The organism is Pseudoduganella rhizocola (assembly GCF_045984285.3).
Lineage (GTDB): Bacteria > Pseudomonadota > Gammaproteobacteria > Burkholderiales > Burkholderiaceae_D > Rugamonas.
This window is the reverse complement of record NZ_JBJQIK030000008.1, coordinates 96,703-112,181: the sequence shown is the minus strand read 5'-3', so window position 1 is coordinate 112,181 and position 15,479 is coordinate 96,703. Positions and strand designations below refer to the sequence as shown.

The following is a 15,479-nucleotide window of genomic DNA, read 5'->3' as shown; positions in this document are numbered from 1 at the left end:
TGTTCACAAATCGGAGCCAAGGCCACCATGAAGACAACGACCACCATGCCGCTTGAGCGGGGCGCCAGCGCACGCCGGCCACGCTGGCTCGGCTACGCCCTGGCCACTACGCTGCTGTGGGGCGTTTGGGGCGCGTTTGCGGGACTGCCCACACAGCACGGCTTTCCGGAAACGCTGGTCTATGTCGTCTGGGCGCTCACCATGGTGCCGCCGGCCCTGTTCGTGCTGGCTCGCTCGGGCTGGCAGGTGCGCCGCGACCGCCGCGCCATCGCTTATGGAATGGTGATCGGCCTGCTGGGTGCGGGCGGGCAGATGGTGCTGTTCTATGCGGTCAAGGCCGGGCCGACCTACCTGATCTTTCCGCTGATTTCGCTGTCGCCCGTCATCACGATCGCGCTGTCCTTCCTGTTCCTGCGCGAGCGTACCGGTGCGATGGGCATCGCCGGCATTGTGCTGGCGATCTGCGCGCTGCCGCTGTTCGACTACACGCCGGGCGGCGCCCCGCAGCAGTACGGCCTGTGGTTCGTGCTGGCGCTGGCCGTGCTGGTGGCCTGGGGCCTGCAGGCTTATTTCATCAAGCTGGCCAATACCAGCATGGATGCCGAAAGCATCTTCTTCTATATGACCGTCAGCGCGCTGCTGTGCATACCGGTGGCGCTGGCGATGACCGATTTCTCGCAGCCGATCAACTACGGTCCGGGCGGGCCGCTGCTGGCCGCCGCCACGCAGATCCTGAACGCCGTCGGTGCGCTGACGCTGGTGTACGCCTTCCGGCACGGCAAGGCGCTGACGGTGTCGCCGCTGGTGAACGCGGGCGCACCGCTGCTGACCACGGTGATCGCCATGGCGCTGGCCGCATCGATGCCGGGCGGCTACCGGCTGGCCGGCATCGGCCTGGCCCTGGCTGCGGCCCTGTTTCTCTCGCTGAATCCGGATGAGGGCGCAAGCGACGGAAACGAAACCAATCAAGGAGCTTGACGATGGATTATTTACTGAACCTGGTGCGCCGGCACAAGGCCGGGGAACCGGCCGGCATTTTTGCCGTGTGCTCGGCGCACCCGCTGGTGATCGAAGCCGCGATGGAAGTAGCGCTGGCGGCGGGCCCGGAACAGCGGGTACTGATCGAGGCTACCTCGAACCAGGTCAACCAGGATGGCGGCTACACCGGCATGACGCCGGCCGGCTTCCGCGATTTCGTCTACGGCATCGCCGACCGCGCCGGCCTGGCGCGCGGGCGCGTGCTGCTGGGCGGCGACCATTTGGGACCGAACGCCTGGCAAGGCGAGCCTGCCGACGCGGCCATGGCCAAGGCCGAAGTGCTGATCGACCAGTATGTCACCGCAGGCTTCCGCAAGATCCATCTCGACTGCTCGATGTCCTGCGCCGGCGATCCGGTGCCGCTGCCGGACGAGGTGGTGGCCGTACGTGCCGCCCGCCTGTGCGCCGTTGCCGAGCGGGCCTGGCGCGCCGCAGGCGGCGAGGCGCCGGTCTACATCGTCGGCACCGAAGTGCCGGTGCCCGGCGGGGCGCATGAGGATCTGGGCGAGCTGGCCGTCACCACGCCCGAGGCAGCGGCCAAGACGATCGCCTCGCACCGGAGCGCATTCGCCGCCGCCGGACTGGATGCTGTGTGGCCGCGCGTAATCGGAATTGTGGTGCAGCCCGGCGTGGAATTTGACCACCACAAGGTGATCGACTTCCAGCCTGAAAAGGCTGTGGCGCTCAGCCGCTTTATTGAGAGCGAACCTACGCTGCTCTACGAAGCGCATTCGACGGATTACCAGACGCCCGCCAACCTCGCCGCGCTGGTCGCAGGCCACTTCGCCATTCTCAAGGTGGGCCCCGGCGCCACTTTCGCGCTGCGCGAAACGCTGTGGGCGCTGGCCGACATCGAGGCGGCGATGCTGGGCGACGGCCAGGGATCGGATTTCAAGAACAAGGTGCTGGAAGTGATGCGCGCCGAACCGGAATACTGGCGCAAGTACTACAGCGGCGATGCGCGCCGCGCGCGCTTCGACCAGCAATACAGCCTGAGCGACCGGATCCGCTACTACTGGCCGCATCCGGCCATCCAGGCGGCGCAGGCGCAGCTGCTGCAGAACCTGGAGCATCAGGCGCCGCCGCTTACCCTGCTGAGCCAATACCTGCCGCCGCAATATGAAGCGGTGCGCGAAGGGCGGGTGCGCAACCGGCCGGTCGATTTACTGAAAGAAGGCGTGGCCCGTGTGCTGCGCCAGTATATGGAAGCCTGCAATGCGGGCGCCGCAATCAAGGAGCTGGAAGCATGTTAGTAGCACAGAGAGACATTCTTGGCATCAGCGCCGACCGGCTCGATGCCGCCGGCGCCGGCCTGACCGCGCGTGAAATCGCGCAGCAACCCGCCGTCTGGCCCGAGATCGAGGCACTGGTGGCGGAACAGCGCGCGGCGCTCGACGCGTTTCTCGGCCCGCTGCTGTCCCGCCCCAACCTGCGCGTTGTGCTGACCGGCGCCGGCACCTCGGCCTTCATCGGTGAATGCCTGGTGCCGGCCCTGCTGGGCGCCGGCCTGCGCGCCGAAGCCGTGCCGACCACCGACCTGGTCTCCGGCCCGCGCCAGTTCCTGCAGCCGCATGTGCCTACGCTGCTGGTGTCCTTCGGCCGCTCGGGCAGCAGCCCGGAAAGCGTGGCTGCCGTCAAGCTGGCCGACCAGCTGGTCGATGACGTATACCACCTCGTCATTACCTGTAACGCCGACGGCGAGTTGTGCCAGCTGTCGCAGGGACGCAGTAACGCCCACGTGATCCTGCTGCCCGATGCCACGCACGACCGCGGCTTCGCCATGACCACCAGCTTCACGTCGATGATGCTGGCCGCGGCAGGCGCCTTCGGCGTGCTGGCGCCGGGCGCCACCGGGGCGTCTTCGGCGGCCGCGGACGATGTGCTGGAAACGGCATCGCCGCTGCTGGAAGCGCTGGTGGCGCGCCGCTTCCGCCGCGTGGTCTACCTCGGCAGCAATGCGCTGCGCGGCCTGGCCCGCGAAGCCTCGCTGAAGCTGCTGGAGCTGACCGATGGCCAGGTGGTGGCGCTGTTCGATTCGCCGCTGGGCTTCCGCCACGGCCCCAAGACCATCGTGGATGCCAACACCCTGATCGTGGTGCTGCTGTCGAACGACCCGCAGGCGCGCCGCTATGATATGGACCTGCTGCGCGAGCTGCGTAACGATGGCCGCGCCGGCCGTGTGCTGGCGCTGAGCGCCCAGGACGAGCCGGAACTGGGCGCGGATTGCCTGACGCTGCATGGCGCAGAGCAGGCCGCCGACCTGGCATTGGCGCTGCCATACATCCTGTTCTGCCAGGCTTTCGCGCTGCTGCAATCGCTGGCGCTGGGGCTGCGCCCGGACACGCCGAGCGTTTCGGGCACCGTTAACCGTGTGGTGCGCGGTGTTACCATTTATCCTTTGTCAGGAGAGAGCAGTGTTCCTCGGGGTTGACGGCGGCGGCACCAAGACTGCGTTCGCGCTGGTCGACCGGCAAGGCAGCATCCTCGCGCGCCACGAGGAAAGCAGCGCCTACTACCTCGAAGTCGGCATGGAAGGCGCCGCCACGGTATTGGCGCGCGGCTGCGCGGTGCTGTTCGCCATGGCCGGCATCACTGCGGAGCAGGTCGAATTCGCCTTCTTCGGCTTGCCGGCCTATGGCGAAGACCGCGCGGTGCAGCCGCAGCTGGATGCGCTGCCGCTCGCCGTGCTGGGTCACCGCCGCTACCTGTGCGGCAACGACATGGTGTGCAGCTGGGCCGGATCGCTGGCCTGCGCCGATGGCATCAGCGTCATCGCCGGCACCGGGTCGATGGCCTATGGCGAAATCGGCGGCAAGCGCGCACGCGCCGGCGGCTGGGGCGAGTTGTTCAGCGACGAGGGCTCGGCCTACTGGATCGCGCGTGCCGGGCTGGCGCTGTTTTCCCGCATGAGCGACGGGCGCATGGAACGCGGCCCCCTGCATGCGCTGATGCGCGAGCGCCTGGCATTGCAGGACGATCTCGACCTGTGCCAGGTCGTGTACGGCGAACTGAAAGGAGAGCGCAGCAAGATCGCTGCGCTGTCGCGGCTCGTCACCGAGGCCGCAGCGCAGGGCGACCTGCAGGCGGCTGCGATCATCGAGTCGGCCGCCGCCGAAGTGGCAGCCCTGGTCGATGCGGTGCGCGGCGCGCTCGGTGTCGATCCGGCGACGGAAGTGGCGGTATCTTATTCCGGCGGCCTGTTCGGCGCGGATGGGCCGATGCGCGCGCCTTTCGCGCGGGCGCTCGCCGCCAGCGGCGCCGGCGCATACCGCGTCGTATCACCGCGCCTGCCGCCGGTGCTGGGCGCTGCGCTGTATGCGGCGCTGAATGCCGGCACGCCGCTCGCCGCCGAAGCGCTCGAACGCCTTGCAGCGCAAGGCCCCAAACAGTAGTGCCGGCCCTGCTGCAATCTGGTAAGCTGCTACTTTATTCTAACTATCCGTCCGGCCATGGGACAAACAGGTCAGCGCCGCGCTACCATCCTTAAGGTACTTACCGAAAACGCCTCGGTGCAAGTCAGCGAACTTGTTAAACAGCTCAACGTTTCGGCGGTAACGATCCGCAGCGACCTGACCGCACTGGAGGCGCAGGGCCTCGCCATCCGGAGCCACGGCGGCGCCATGCTGGCGCGCGTACCGCCCACCGAACATACGGTGTCGCAGAAAGATGCGCTGAATCACGAGCAGAAGGAGCGCATCGGCGAGCTGGCTGCGAGCCTGGTCAAGCCGGGCGAGAACATCATCATCGATTCGGGCACCACGACGCTCTCGCTGGCGCGCCACCTGCGCGAAGCCCAGAACGTGACCGTGATGACCAATGGCCTGAATATCGCCTGGGAACTGGCCAACGCACCCGGCGTTGACCTGATCCTGACCGGCGGCCTGCTGCGCAAGCAGTCGCTGTCGATCCAGGGCCTGCAGGCCGAGGCTTGCTTGCAGGCCTACAGCTTCGACAAGCTGTTCCTCGGCGTCGACGGCTTCGACCTGCAATTCGGCCTGACGACCCACCATGAGCCCGAAGCGAGCCTGAACCACAAGATGGTGGACCGCGCCAGGAAGGTCATCGTCCTTGCCGATGCTTCCAAGTTCGGCGTCATCAGCTTGCACCGCATCGTGCAGCTCGACCGCGTGCATACCATCATCACTGACGGCAATCTCAGCGCGCAGTACCGCGATGGCCTGCGCGATGCGGGCATCGAGCTGCTGATTGCCGATTAGGCGCCAGCGTTCCTAGGGAACGCTCAGCATTGTCCCGGTACGGAACGCTCCCAGTTCTTCATTCCATCCCTGCGACCTGGCGGCATCTTCTGCGTTGGCAGGCCGCACGCTGTAGCGCACATCGCCTGCCAGTGAAGGGGCGCCATCCGGCAGGGCAAGCAGCATGTCATAGGTACCTGAGGGTGTGCTTGCCGGCACGAGAAAAGGCGCAGTCACTGTGCTGGTGCTGCCTGGCAGCCATTCGCGCGGATCGATTGATGCCAGCGCCATGCGCAGCACGGCGCCGCTGCTGCGGTGCCTGAGCAAAACCTGCACGCTGCGCGGATTGAAGGCGCGTGCCCAGCCGCTGTTGCGCAAGGTCAGCGTGAGTTCGCCGGACTGGCCGGCAGCGACGGCGGCACTGTGCCGCAGCGCCACCAGCTCGAAGCGGTAGCCCATGCTGCGCTTTACCTCGGCCATGCAGCCTTGCGCTTGCCAGCGCGTGTGGAAGAGGGCGCGGTAGTAGCTGTCATTGAGATAGGTCAGGCCAAACTGGCGCCCTTCGCGCACGATGTCCGCGCAGTCCGTGCGCGGCGTTGGATTGGGTTCGTCCGCCGGGTTGCAGGTTTCTGCGCCGAAGGGCGCTACGGCCGAGAGGGCGGCAACGTAGCCGCGCTCGCGCTGGCGGACCGCCGCATCTTCGCTATAGGTGCCCACATCAGTGGTAGAAGCCATGAAGCAGTCGTTATGCACGCCGATGCGCGAGGCGGCGGAACCGTCGCGCCATTGCGGCGCCTGCGGCGACCATTCCATCAGATAGCCCGGATAGCGCAATTGCAGGAATCTGCCGGCGGGAAGTGCGGCAAGCAGCGCGTTGCGGATCTGCGTGCGCGCTGCGGGCGCGGTGAGATTGTTGGATGAGGTGTGCCACTCGCCCCAGGCGCCGACGAAACCGGCCTGCAGATACGCGATGACATCCGCATTTGCCGCCAGCACCGGCTTGAGCTGCGCGATGTGCTGCAGGACGCGGCTGAGAGGCGCATCTTTCGCTGCGCGGTATTCGGTTTCGCCGGCAGGGTAGTTATACAGAAAACGCGGAATGACTTTCAGGCCCGCACGCCGCGCCGTTGCGAAGACGTCGGCCAAGCCGGTGAGTGCGCTCTCCGGCAGCGTGCTGTTGGCATACGCGTCGAGCCGCACCGGTGCATAGACGAGCCGATAGCCGGCCTTGAACTGAGCATCCGCTTGCGCCTGCGTCCATGAGGCGAGATTGTCCGCCGCCCAGACGTACATGCCGCGCTCTGGATTGGCGATCTCCTCGCCGGTGGCAAGGAAGGTGGTTTCGACCGCCATGCCCGAAGAGGGCGTTGGCGTATCGGGATGCTGCGGCGACTGCGGCACCTGCGGCGCTTCTGGCACCTGCGGCACCTGCGGCGCTGCCGGCACCTGCTCCGCGCCGTTCGTGCCACCGCAGGCGGAAAGCAGCGCCAGAGTGACGCAGGCCAGCAAGTCGAGGCGCCTGAAGCCCTGGTGCCTGCGGCGTGGGCGGGGAAGCGGCAGCATCATGCGGCGGGCAGCAGGCGGCCGAAGGCAGCCGGCACGTGGAAGTCCGGCGTACCGGTGCGGGTCGGGCTCCACGCCGAATAGACACGGCGCTGGCCCGAGCCCTCCACGCGGAACAGGTTCAGGCGCCAGCCCTCGTCTGCACTGCCCATTGGCACGGCCAGTTCGGCTGTCCAGACCTTGTTTCCGGCATCGATGTGCGCTTTGGCGCGGCTCTCGCCGACGATACGGCGCTTGCCCGATACTTCGACGGCAATGTCCAGCAGCAGTCCGTTGGGCGCTACTTCCACCTCGCGATAACTCTTCAGGCCCGCGCGGTCCGGCGCCTGCAGGAAGACTTCGACCACGTCGCGTTCCCACAGTGGCCAGATGGCGGTTTCCGATCCGGCGTGCTCGAAGGTGTTCAGCGTATCGAACTTGCAGATGAAGCGCAGGTAAAGGTGGCCTGCGCCGCGCAGCAGCTGAACACGGGTCGACTGCGGACCGGCGAGCGGCTTACCTTGCCAGTCGTGACGGAAGAAGGTCGCCGGTGCGTCAGCCCATTGCGATGGGCGAGGGAAGCCGTCCGCGCCTACCTCCGCGATCTTGCCGGCGAACGCCACCGGCAGCGTGTCCGGAACTTCGGGCTGTGCTTCGATCAGCAGGCTATGTGTGAAGCGCAGGGGCAGCGTAGGCTTGTCGGCTGTCACCTTGCCCAGCGACTGCCCGGTGAGCGCATCCCGCACCGTCCAGACGCCCGGACCGAGGCCGCGCAATGCCACCATGCCATCCCAGCGTTCGGCATAGAAGGCGTAGTGCAGGGAGCCGCCCTGTTCCACCACGTGGGTCTCCGGCTTGTCGAAAGCCAGGTCGTACAGATCGCCGCGGTAACGGCCTTCGGCCAGGCGCTGCTTGTTGTAGAGGTCCACCCACTTGCGCCAGTGTGCCTCGCGCTCGGGTGTCAGCAGGAAGGAATCCTTGGGCTTCGGATCTACCGGCCAGGTGAACTTGGTAGCCACCACGGCGCCGATACCCACGCTGGATGCGAAGTCCTGTCCGCCGGTGCTCAACTCCACATGGTCGCCCGCGTAGGCGGACCATGGGCCCATGAGCGCCTTCAATGTCTTGCCCTTGTGGCGCACCTGCCAGCTCGACAGCGGGTCGGATGACGGCGCCTGGTCCATGAAAGGCATGTTGTGGAAGGCGTAGCTGGTGCCGCAGGGGCATACTTCCAGCACCGCTTCAGGATTGATGGCATGCACGGTGTCGTGCATCACCTTGTAGAAGGCCGATACTGCCTCGACCGATTCCTCTGGCCGCTTGTGCTTGTGTTTGGGGTTGAAGCAGGGCGCCACGCCATTCAGGTGCTGGCCGTCGACCTTGAGGCCGTCGAAGCCCCAGTCGGCGATGATCATGCGGATGGTCTCGGCCAGGCGCGCCTGCGTCTTCTCGTAGGCGGGGCAGAGGTAGAAGCTGTTCCACCATGTCACGTCCTGCGCGGCGCCGTTCTGGTCGAGCAGCAGCAGGTCGGTGTGGTCATGCAGTTCGTCGCTGCCGGGAGCCACGGCCAGCGGCGCGATCCACAGCCGCGCTTTCATGCCGCGCGCGTGGATGTCGGCCACCAGCGCCTTCATGTCGGCGGCGCCGCGCGGGAATTTGGAAAGGTCGGGCGTCCAGTCGCCGGTCTTCACCTGCCAGCCGTCGTCCAGCACGGCCCACTTGAAGCCCAGTTCCTGCACCTTCGGCAGCGTGGCGCGCACATAGTCGAGCGAGAAGTCGCGTTCGTAGCCCCAGGCGCACCATTGTGGCTCGTAGGCGCTTTGCGGCGGCTCGGGAGCCGCCAGGCCCTGCGCCGCCATCAGGCGGCGGTAGCGGTCCAGCGGCACGTAGAAGTCGCCGCGGTGCACGGCGATGAAGCTGGGCGGCGTGGTGAACGTGGCGCCAGGCGCCAGGGTCTGCGGCACGTCGCCGCGCAGCGAAATGTCCACCTGGTCGCCGGCTGCCTTGACGGGCAGGGAGACCAGGAGCGGCTGCAGGGCCAAGTGGCCCACGGCCAGGCCGACGTCGCGCCGCCAGACATCGGCGACCGGCGTGCCGCCGCCGTAGTCCGACGAGTTCATGCCCATGAAGTTGCCCTGCTCGAAGCCGCGCTTGACGGGCTGCACCCAGTCGCGCCGGTCGGCATGGCTGGCGCCGGAGTAGGTCCAGTAACCGCCCGCATGGCGCGGTGGCGCCGCCAGGCGGTGCGCGCCGTTCACCCAGGCCTCAATGGCCAGCGGCTGGCTGCCCGTGTTCACGTAGCTCACTTCCAGCAATGCGAGGCCGGGATGCTCGTCGAGCAGCGTCACGGTGACGCGCTTCTCGATGCCTTCCGCCGAGCGGCCTGCAAGGCGCAGCGCCTGGCCGGCGCCGAACGGCGTCATGGCCCGGGCCGGATCCGCCTTCTGCAGCGTGAAGCGCCCGAGCGGCTTGCCTTTGACGACCAGGTGTTCGCTGGTGTCGAAGCCGGTCAGCGCAGCGGGCTGCCTGCCCATCATGTTCACGACGCGGCAGCGCATCTGCTGGTCGAACTGCAGCGACACGGCGGCGTCCTGTACGCGCACATGGCCTTTGCCTTCCGCCGCCTGGGCGAACGGAAGCTGCGTTACCAGCGGTGCGGCGCCCAGCCACTGGAGGAAGGCGCGGCGCGCGGTCATCGCTTGCCTCCCCAGGCTGTGGGGAAGGCGCGTTGGGCATTCGTGCGATAAAGCTTGTCCACTACCTGGCGCGGCAGCGCGAGGCCTTGCACCGGCTGGTCGAGGTCAGAAACCTTGAAGGAGTCCGCCGTATTGAAATAGCGCCAGTGCATGCGCCACACCTCTTCGGCTTCACGGCCCATCGCGGCGCCGTCCTGATCGGGCGCTTGCGCCATGTCGCTGCCGTACAGGATGCGGTCCTGGTACTTGATGAAGAAGCGGCGCACGCGATCGCGGTCTTTCTGGCTCTGGTATTGCACCTGGCCGATGCGCGCGGCGATGTCCACCACCGCGTTCGGGAATTTGTCGAGGAAGGCAGCCAGTTCGTCGACATCACGCTCCAGCGACGCCAGGTGCACGCCGATGAAGCGCAGCTTCGGATGTGCCGCGACCATGCGGTCGCGCGCGGCCATCTGCGTTTCCCAGCTCGGCATCTCGGGGTGCAGGTGCATGTGGTACTGCGGGTGAGCCTTGAAGTATTCGCGGTCGTTATTGACCGTCATCTTCTCCAGCGGCAGCCAGCAGTTGTGCGGCTCGCCCTGGTGGCCCAGCAAGGGGATGCCCTGGCGGGCGAAATCCTCGAACAGCGGCGCGAAGCGGGCGTCGTCGATCATGACCAGCTTCTTGTCAGTGCTGCGCAGGCTCATGCCGATGTTCTTCCACACCTTCACGCCGACGGCGCCGGCCTTCATCGACGCGGCAATGCGCTGGCGCGTGGCGGGCAGCCAGGAGGGCTGGTCGGAACCGTCGACGGAGAAGCTGGCGGCCCATGCCACGTCCTGCGGGAAACGCTTCTTCAGCGCGATGGCAACGCGCTGCTGGTCATCTAGGGGAGGGAAGTCGGGGTAGTCGACATTAATCGTCAGCACCTTGAAGTTCTGGCGCTTCGCGGCTTCCATGAAAGCCGGCGCCGGGTTGTGCAGGTGCAGGTGCACATCGATCTTTACGACGCGGGAGTAGTCGGCCATTGAGTAGCTGGCCTGGTCCGCGGCATGGGCAGAGAAAAAGGCCGTCCCTGACAGCAGGACGGCAATGGAGAGAAAAGATGATCGCATCAGGATTCCAGTTTTCAGTAGTGCAGGTGGGGCCCCCATGCCGTGCACAGGAGCCCCTTACTGCATCAGAACTTCAGGCTTGCGCCCAGGGTGATGGAACGGCCATAGCGATAATAGCCGTTCGGCAGGCTGATGGTGCCGTTACCCAGCTTCGGCGCCTGCACCGCATCGGTCAGGTTGTTGCCTTCGATGCTGAGACGCAGCGACTTGTTCACCTGGTAGGCCAGTTGTGCCGTTACCCACGTCATGGAGTTGGCCGTTTCGTTCCAGCCCGCGCCGATCACATTGGTGGCGGTGACGAAGGAGTCGGTGTAGTCGGCCGTGGTGCTCATGCTCCATGGGCCGCGCTCATACAGCAGGCCCAGGGATGCGGTTGCAGGCGCGATGCCTTCCAGCGGACGCTCGGTTCCGGCCACCCAGCTTTTCGACTGGTTGCGGGTGTACTGTGCACGCACGCCGAAGCCGTTGTCGAACAGATGCTGCAGGCCGACTTCGACGCCGCGCGCCTTGGCGCTGTCGCCGTTGATAGGGCGCTGCACGTTGAACAGGCGGCCGCCGGGAGCGCCGATGTCCTGGCCAGAGAGCCAGAGGTTGGTGATCTGGTTTTTGATGTTCTTCTGGTAGACGGCCACGGTCAGCGCGGAGTCCTTGGCGTAGTACCACTCCAGCGAAACGTCAGCCTGGCGTGCGCTGTACGGCTTCAGCTCCGCATTGCCGCCGAAGATCTGCGTGAAGTCGCCCCAGGAGATGCTGGCGGTGGTGCTGGACGGCGCCAGCTTGTCCACCGATGGACGGGCCATCGTCTTGGCGCCGCCGATGCGCAGCTGCAGCGTGTCGGTGAACAGGTAGGTGAAATTGAACGAGGGCAGGCCGAAGGTGTAGTCCGATTTCTGCTGCACCACGGACGGTGCGGCGTAGACGGCCGTATAGTTGAAGGCGCCGTTCTCGATGATCTCGTTGATCTTGGCGTCCCAGGCCTGCGAGGTGGTCCGGGTCTTCACGAGGCGCACGCCGACGTCCGCGTTCCAGGTTTCGCCGGCCAGGTCGGCCTGCACGAAAGCGGTCGTGGTCTTCTCGGTCACGCGGTAGCTTTCCAGCGGGTTCCAGGCAGGTGCAGACAGGGTCGAGCTGTAGACGCCGCCGCCCGGCCTTGGCTTGCCGTCGTAGGCCTTCAGTGCTTCTGCGTAGTTCGCCACGTCAAAGCCGAGGAAGCTGCGCGGGAAGTTGCCGCTCACGCCAGACAGGAAGCCGCTCGGGCTCAGGGTCTGGTTGATGACGTTGCCGCCCAGGGCGCCCAGGTTGATCGCATTCTCGCCGGAGTAGTGGTCCTGGCCCGCATTGAAGGCGTTGTTGATCATGTCGCGCTTCTTCTTGCGGTTGGTCTGGCTCAGGCCGAATCGCAGCGTTTCGATGTTGGCGCGGTCCAGCTTCCAGTCGGCATTCACCGTCGCACCGCCGATGCGGTCGTCGATATTGTCGCCTGCCCGGCTGTAGTAGTGGGTGTTGAAGTCGCTCGGCTTGAACAGGCCCTGGGCCAGGCCGCTTTGCAGGTCGCGGCCGTCGGCGAAGGTGGTCTTCACGTCAGGAACGGCAGCGCCGGTGAGCTGGATGCGCGTTACGTTGGGCTGGTTCATGCGCAGCACCACGTAGCTGTCGTTGCCGCCGGAGTGGCGCTTCGAGGTGGACTCGTAGATGTCGCCTGCGACTTTCAGGGTAGGCGAGACCTTCCATTCCGTCCGGGCGCCGTACATCGCGGTATCCACCACGCGGTATTCGGTCTTGTTCAGGATCTCGGGATTGAGCCGCATTTCGGGATCGGTATTGGACAAGGTCAGGTCGGTCACGACGCCGTTGGTGACCTTCATGTTCGACCAGCGGCCCGGCGCAAACAGGGGATAGAAGGACAGCTGGTAGCCGACCTGCGGCGAATCCAGGCGGGTCTTGAAACCGTCGACGATGACTTTCACGTCGGAGCTGGGCCGCCACTCGACCTTGCCCGACACTGCCAGGCGTTCCTTTTTCTCCATGATGGAACCGAAGCGGAACTGGCCCGGCCCGATCAGGCCTTCTTCGTCGCGGTCCAGCACGCCGTTGCCGTTCGGGTCGATGGCGCCGCCCCAGGTATTGCCCCACTCCCAGAACTGGCTTGGGTCACTTGGGATGGGATTGCGCGACCAGCCGCCGTCGTTGCCGGCCGTGTCGGTGCGCACGTCGCGCTTGGCGTAGACGACGCCGAGCAACACGCCGAGTTCGTTACTGAACGTTTTGCTGTAGGTGCCAGACACCTTCTTGCCGTTCAGGTCGCTCATCTGGTTGCGGTCGCCTTCCACACGCAGCAGGCCGTGCTGGCCTTTCTGGTCGAAGGGGCTGGCGGAGCGCAGGTTCACCAGGCCGCCGATGGCGCCTTCCATCAGCTGCGCCTGGGTCGATTTGACGACGTCGGCGCCGCTGATCACGTCGGCCGGCAGCACGTCGTAGGCGAAGTAGCGGCCCGCGCTGTCGGTGCCCAGCAGGCGGCCATTGAAGGTGGTGATCGTGTAATCCGGGCCCAGGCCGCGGATGCTGACCTTCTGGCCTTCGCCGCCGGCCGTGCGGGAAATCGACACGCCGGTGATGTGGCTGAGCGAGTCGGCCACGTTATTGTCAGGGAAGCGGCCCAGCTCCGTTGCGCTGATGCTGTCCTGCACTACGGAGGAGTTGCGTTTCAGGGCGAGGGACTGCTGCAGGCTGGCGCGGGTGCCGGTCACGACGACCTGGGTCATGTTTTCGCTATCTGTCGCCGTGGCTTCCTGCTGGGCATAAGCCGGCGCTGCCATAGTGCCGAGTGCCAGGAGGCAGGCGGCAGTTAACGGGTTCAGTACGAAGGGGGTATGACTGTCTCCGCGCGGGCGGTGTTTCAGGTGAGAACTCATTAAACGGTTCCTTTTATAAGTTGTTTGCGCTCACCAGTCCTACCACCTAGTCCAGGCTGGCTGGCATGACCTTATTGCGCTTTCGTTTTGTTTCGAATGACACTGATCTTGACCCGAAAATGTTTCGATTTGGAGCTTTCGAAATCTGTCGCCGGGGCATTATAGGGTGCGGCGAAATTCAGTCTATAGTGAAACTCCGAGCAATACAAAGGTTCTTACGTTTTTTCGAGTTTCCTGTTGTATTTTTGCGCTTTCGTTATCATTCTTTCGTTCGAAAGTATTCCAAGGAACTATACCGAAACAGCTCATCCGTCTGGAAGCCTGATAAAATGCCCGGCAACGCGGGTGTAGTTCAATGGTAGAACGGCAGCTTCCCAAGCTTCATACGAGGGTTCGATTCCCTTCACCCGCTCCATCGCCGCTACCTTTCATCCGGGAGGGCACATGCCGGACGGCCATAAAGCCATTCTGATCGCAGCAAACGCTGCCATTTCTGCTGGCGACCACGAGGGTTTTCTCGCTTTTTGCGACGAAAACATCGAGTGGTCTACCGTGGGTGGGGAAACGCTGCATGGCAAGGATGCCGTGCGTTCCTGGATGAAGACGGAATACATCCGGCCACCCGAGTTCAATGTTCATGAGCTGATCGCCGATGGCGACCTCCTTGCAGCCCTTGGCGAAATCGTCGTTCAGGACGAAGCTGGCCAGCGCGCGCTCCATGCTTACTGCGATGTCTGGCGGTTCAAGGATGGGAAGATGGTTGAGTTAAGGGCGTTTGTCATCAAGAAGTGAGGGGCGCCATCCGTGAGCGACTTAACCGACAGCGGCGCCATACGGCGCGATGCTCAGGCTACGGAATACACCGTGCATCGAGGAGCCTGTCATGTCCGACAACCTGCAGAACCGCGGCCCGCAGGACCGCAGCCGTATTAATGTTAACGAGGAATGGGAAGTGGCTTACTGGACCAAGGAATTGGGCCTGAGTAAGGCAGAACTGGAGGCGGCGGTGAAGGCTGCCGGGCCCAGCGTGAGTGCTGTGCGCCAGCATCTCGGCAAGTAATACTGCGCTGGGGAAAATGCAAAAAGTTTCCGGAGGCAAGCGTGCGCGCGCGCGCAAACCCCCGTGCTAGCATGCGGCCTTTTCTAGGGCTGTATGACTGAAGATATCTGGGTCAAAGGGTATGTGTATTGCGTGACTGTCGTTCAGCAGGACGAGGGGCGTTTTCGTGGTCAGATCCTGGTGAAGTCCCACCGCTATTCCGGCCGCAGCTTCGTGCCGCCGGTGCTGATTGAAACCCCAGCGCTGTTCAAGCGCGAACACGCCGCAGAGATCGAAGCCCGCGCGCTGGCGCGCGAACTGATTGACAGCGGCGCCATCGAGGCGCGGCTGGGCCCGCCCCCCGCCCCCGCCATTGAGTCTCAGGCCGGATCGAGGTCCAGCCACACCGAATAAGCCAGCAGCTTGCCTTCCCAGGTGCCGCCGCCGCGCACGGCGGCGTCGCAGGAGGTCAGTTTACCGTCGAGTTCTTCGCGCTTGAGCAGGGCGCGGAAGGCCAGCGCATCTTTCGGCGCGAGGTAGCCCACCATTTCACCGCTGAGGAACACGGCAACGGCCTTGTCTTCGTAGGGATTGTCATCGTCCGGCAGCAGCAGGGCACGATGGCGGGCGTCGGCCTTGCCTTCGCCATGTTCTCCGGCCAGCGCGCGCACCGCGTCGCGGTAGCGCGATTCGCCCACCACTTCCAGGTTGAAGCGGCCGCCGTCGCTCCAGTGGCGCACCGGCTCGCCTTCCGGCACCGGAGTGTAGGAGCCGCCCGCCGGGTGCTGGAGCGCTACCGGCTTCGCCTTCGGGGCGCCTTTCAGCAGGTAATAGAGCGCCAGCAGGGCGACGACGATGATTGCGATATTGAGTGCTTGGGCCATGCCAGTCCGGGAAAATGCGTAAAGCCGCTATTATCGCAGGTGCCGCCATCCAGCAGCTCAGGCCGTGTCCACCCCGGG

At 65.3% G+C, this 15,479-nt stretch carries 13 protein-coding genes and 1 tRNA gene; 9 read left to right on the top strand and 5 right to left on the bottom strand.

Features of this window, described 5'->3' with window-relative positions:
* Window positions 1–27 precede the first annotated feature (27 nt).
* Genes ACJRPG_RS17875 through agaR form a run of 5 tightly spaced genes read left to right on the top strand, consistent with a single transcriptional unit; the run spans window position 28 to window position 5,255 of the window.
* A complete protein-coding gene (locus ACJRPG_RS17875; protein ID WP_408001453.1) occupies window positions 28–978 on the top strand; it encodes an EamA family transporter in 951 nt (316 codons plus the stop codon).
* A 2-nt stretch (window positions 979–980) separates the two neighbouring features.
* Window positions 981–2,291, top strand: a complete 1,311-nt coding sequence (locus tag ACJRPG_RS17870; protein ID WP_408001452.1) for a D-tagatose-bisphosphate aldolase, class II, non-catalytic subunit — start codon at window positions 981–983, stop codon at window positions 2,289–2,291.
* Window positions 2,285–3,469, top strand: a complete 1,185-nt coding sequence (locus ACJRPG_RS17865) for an SIS domain-containing protein (RefSeq protein WP_408001451.1) — start codon at window positions 2,285–2,287, stop codon at window positions 3,467–3,469. The genes ACJRPG_RS17870 and ACJRPG_RS17865 overlap by 7 nt, the downstream gene beginning before the upstream one ends.
* Window positions 3,453–4,430, top strand: coding sequence for an N-acetylglucosamine kinase (locus ACJRPG_RS17860; protein WP_408001450.1), 978 nt, complete (start codon window positions 3,453–3,455; stop codon window positions 4,428–4,430). The genes ACJRPG_RS17865 and ACJRPG_RS17860 overlap by 17 nt, the downstream gene beginning before the upstream one ends.
* A gap of 57 nt (window positions 4,431–4,487) precedes the next feature.
* Entirely contained in the window at window positions 4,488–5,255 is a 768-nt protein-coding gene (agaR, locus tag ACJRPG_RS17855; protein WP_408001449.1) for a transcriptional repressor AgaR, read from the top strand.
* 12 nt (window positions 5,256–5,267) lie between these two features.
* Here the strand turns inward: agaR and ACJRPG_RS17850 are convergent, their stop codons facing one another.
* From ACJRPG_RS17850 to ACJRPG_RS17835, 4 genes are all read right to left on the bottom strand, one after another.
* Entirely contained in the window at window positions 5,268–6,800 is a 1,533-nt protein-coding gene (locus tag ACJRPG_RS17850) for a DUF4832 domain-containing protein (protein ID WP_408001448.1), read from the bottom strand.
* Window positions 6,797–9,472: an alpha-galactosidase gene (locus ACJRPG_RS17845; protein WP_408001447.1), complete on the bottom strand. Its 2,676-nt coding sequence runs from the start codon at window positions 9,470–9,472 to the stop codon at window positions 6,797–6,799. The genes ACJRPG_RS17850 and ACJRPG_RS17845 overlap by 4 nt, the downstream gene beginning before the upstream one ends.
* Window positions 9,469–10,566 (bottom strand): amidohydrolase family protein, encoded by a 1,098-nt coding sequence (locus tag ACJRPG_RS17840; RefSeq protein ID WP_408001446.1) that lies wholly within the window; start codon window positions 10,564–10,566, stop codon window positions 9,469–9,471. The genes ACJRPG_RS17845 and ACJRPG_RS17840 overlap by 4 nt, the downstream gene beginning before the upstream one ends.
* A gap of 65 nt (window positions 10,567–10,631) precedes the next feature.
* Window positions 10,632–13,328, bottom strand: coding sequence for a TonB-dependent receptor (locus ACJRPG_RS17835; RefSeq protein WP_408001445.1), 2,697 nt, complete (start codon window positions 13,326–13,328; stop codon window positions 10,632–10,634).
* 491 nt (window positions 13,329–13,819) lie between these two features.
* Between ACJRPG_RS17835 and ACJRPG_RS17830 the strand changes: the two genes are divergently transcribed.
* The 4 genes from ACJRPG_RS17830 to ACJRPG_RS17815 all read left to right on the top strand — a co-directional run bounded on the left by ACJRPG_RS17830 (window position 13,820) and on the right by ACJRPG_RS17815 (window position 14,931).
* Window positions 13,820–13,893: transfer RNA gene (locus ACJRPG_RS17830), tRNA-Gly, on the top strand.
* Window positions 13,894–13,922: 29 nt separating this feature from the next.
* Window positions 13,923–14,270, top strand: coding sequence for a nuclear transport factor 2 family protein (locus tag ACJRPG_RS17825; RefSeq protein ID WP_408001444.1), 348 nt, complete (start codon window positions 13,923–13,925; stop codon window positions 14,268–14,270).
* 91 nt (window positions 14,271–14,361) lie between these two features.
* On the top strand, window positions 14,362–14,538 hold the full coding sequence (locus tag ACJRPG_RS17820; protein ID WP_408001443.1) for a DUF3606 domain-containing protein: 177 nt from the start codon (window positions 14,362–14,364) through the stop codon (window positions 14,536–14,538).
* A gap of 93 nt (window positions 14,539–14,631) precedes the next feature.
* Window positions 14,632–14,931: a hypothetical protein gene (locus ACJRPG_RS17815; RefSeq protein WP_408001442.1), complete on the top strand. Its 300-nt coding sequence runs from the start codon at window positions 14,632–14,634 to the stop codon at window positions 14,929–14,931.
* Here ACJRPG_RS17815 and ACJRPG_RS17810 read toward each other — a convergent pair.
* The gene (locus ACJRPG_RS17810) at window positions 14,898–15,401 is read right to left on the bottom strand and encodes a hypothetical protein (RefSeq protein WP_408001441.1); all 504 of its coding nucleotides are present in this window, start codon (window positions 15,399–15,401) and stop codon (window positions 14,898–14,900) included. The two genes, ACJRPG_RS17815 and ACJRPG_RS17810, sit on opposite strands and share 34 nt — an antisense overlap.
* Between the last annotated feature and the right edge of the window lie 78 nt (window positions 15,402–15,479).

Excerpts from the sequence above, each read along its gene's own strand:
- ACJRPG_RS17835 (WP_408001445.1), bottom strand. The coding sequence starts at position 13,328 with ATGACCCAGGTCGTCGTGACCGGCACCCGCGCCAGCCTGCAGCAGTCC.
- ACJRPG_RS17815 (WP_408001442.1), top strand. The coding sequence starts at position 14,632 with ATGACTGAAGATATCTGGGTCAAAGGGTATGTGTATTGCGTGACTGTC.
- ACJRPG_RS17850 (WP_408001448.1), bottom strand. The coding sequence starts at position 6,800 with ATGATGCTGCCGCTTCCCCGCCCACGCCGCAGGCACCAGGGCTTCAGG.
- agaR (WP_408001449.1), top strand. The coding sequence starts at position 4,488 with ATGGGACAAACAGGTCAGCGCCGCGCTACCATCCTTAAGGTACTTACC.
- ACJRPG_RS17870 (WP_408001452.1), top strand. The coding sequence starts at position 981 with ATGGATTATTTACTGAACCTGGTGCGCCGGCACAAGGCCGGGGAACCG.
- ACJRPG_RS17845 (WP_408001447.1), bottom strand. The coding sequence starts at position 9,472 with ATGACCGCGCGCCGCGCCTTCCTCCAGTGGCTGGGCGCCGCACCGCTG.
- ACJRPG_RS17825 (WP_408001444.1), top strand. The coding sequence starts at position 13,923 with ATGCCGGACGGCCATAAAGCCATTCTGATCGCAGCAAACGCTGCCATT.
- ACJRPG_RS17840 (WP_408001446.1), bottom strand. The coding sequence starts at position 10,566 with ATGCGATCATCTTTTCTCTCCATTGCCGTCCTGCTGTCAGGGACGGCC.
- ACJRPG_RS17820 (WP_408001443.1), top strand. The coding sequence starts at position 14,362 with ATGTCCGACAACCTGCAGAACCGCGGCCCGCAGGACCGCAGCCGTATT.
- ACJRPG_RS17875 (WP_408001453.1), top strand. The coding sequence starts at position 28 with ATGAAGACAACGACCACCATGCCGCTTGAGCGGGGCGCCAGCGCACGC.
- ACJRPG_RS17865 (WP_408001451.1), top strand. The coding sequence starts at position 2,285 with ATGTTAGTAGCACAGAGAGACATTCTTGGCATCAGCGCCGACCGGCTC.
- ACJRPG_RS17810 (WP_408001441.1), bottom strand. The coding sequence starts at position 15,401 with ATGGCCCAAGCACTCAATATCGCAATCATCGTCGTCGCCCTGCTGGCG.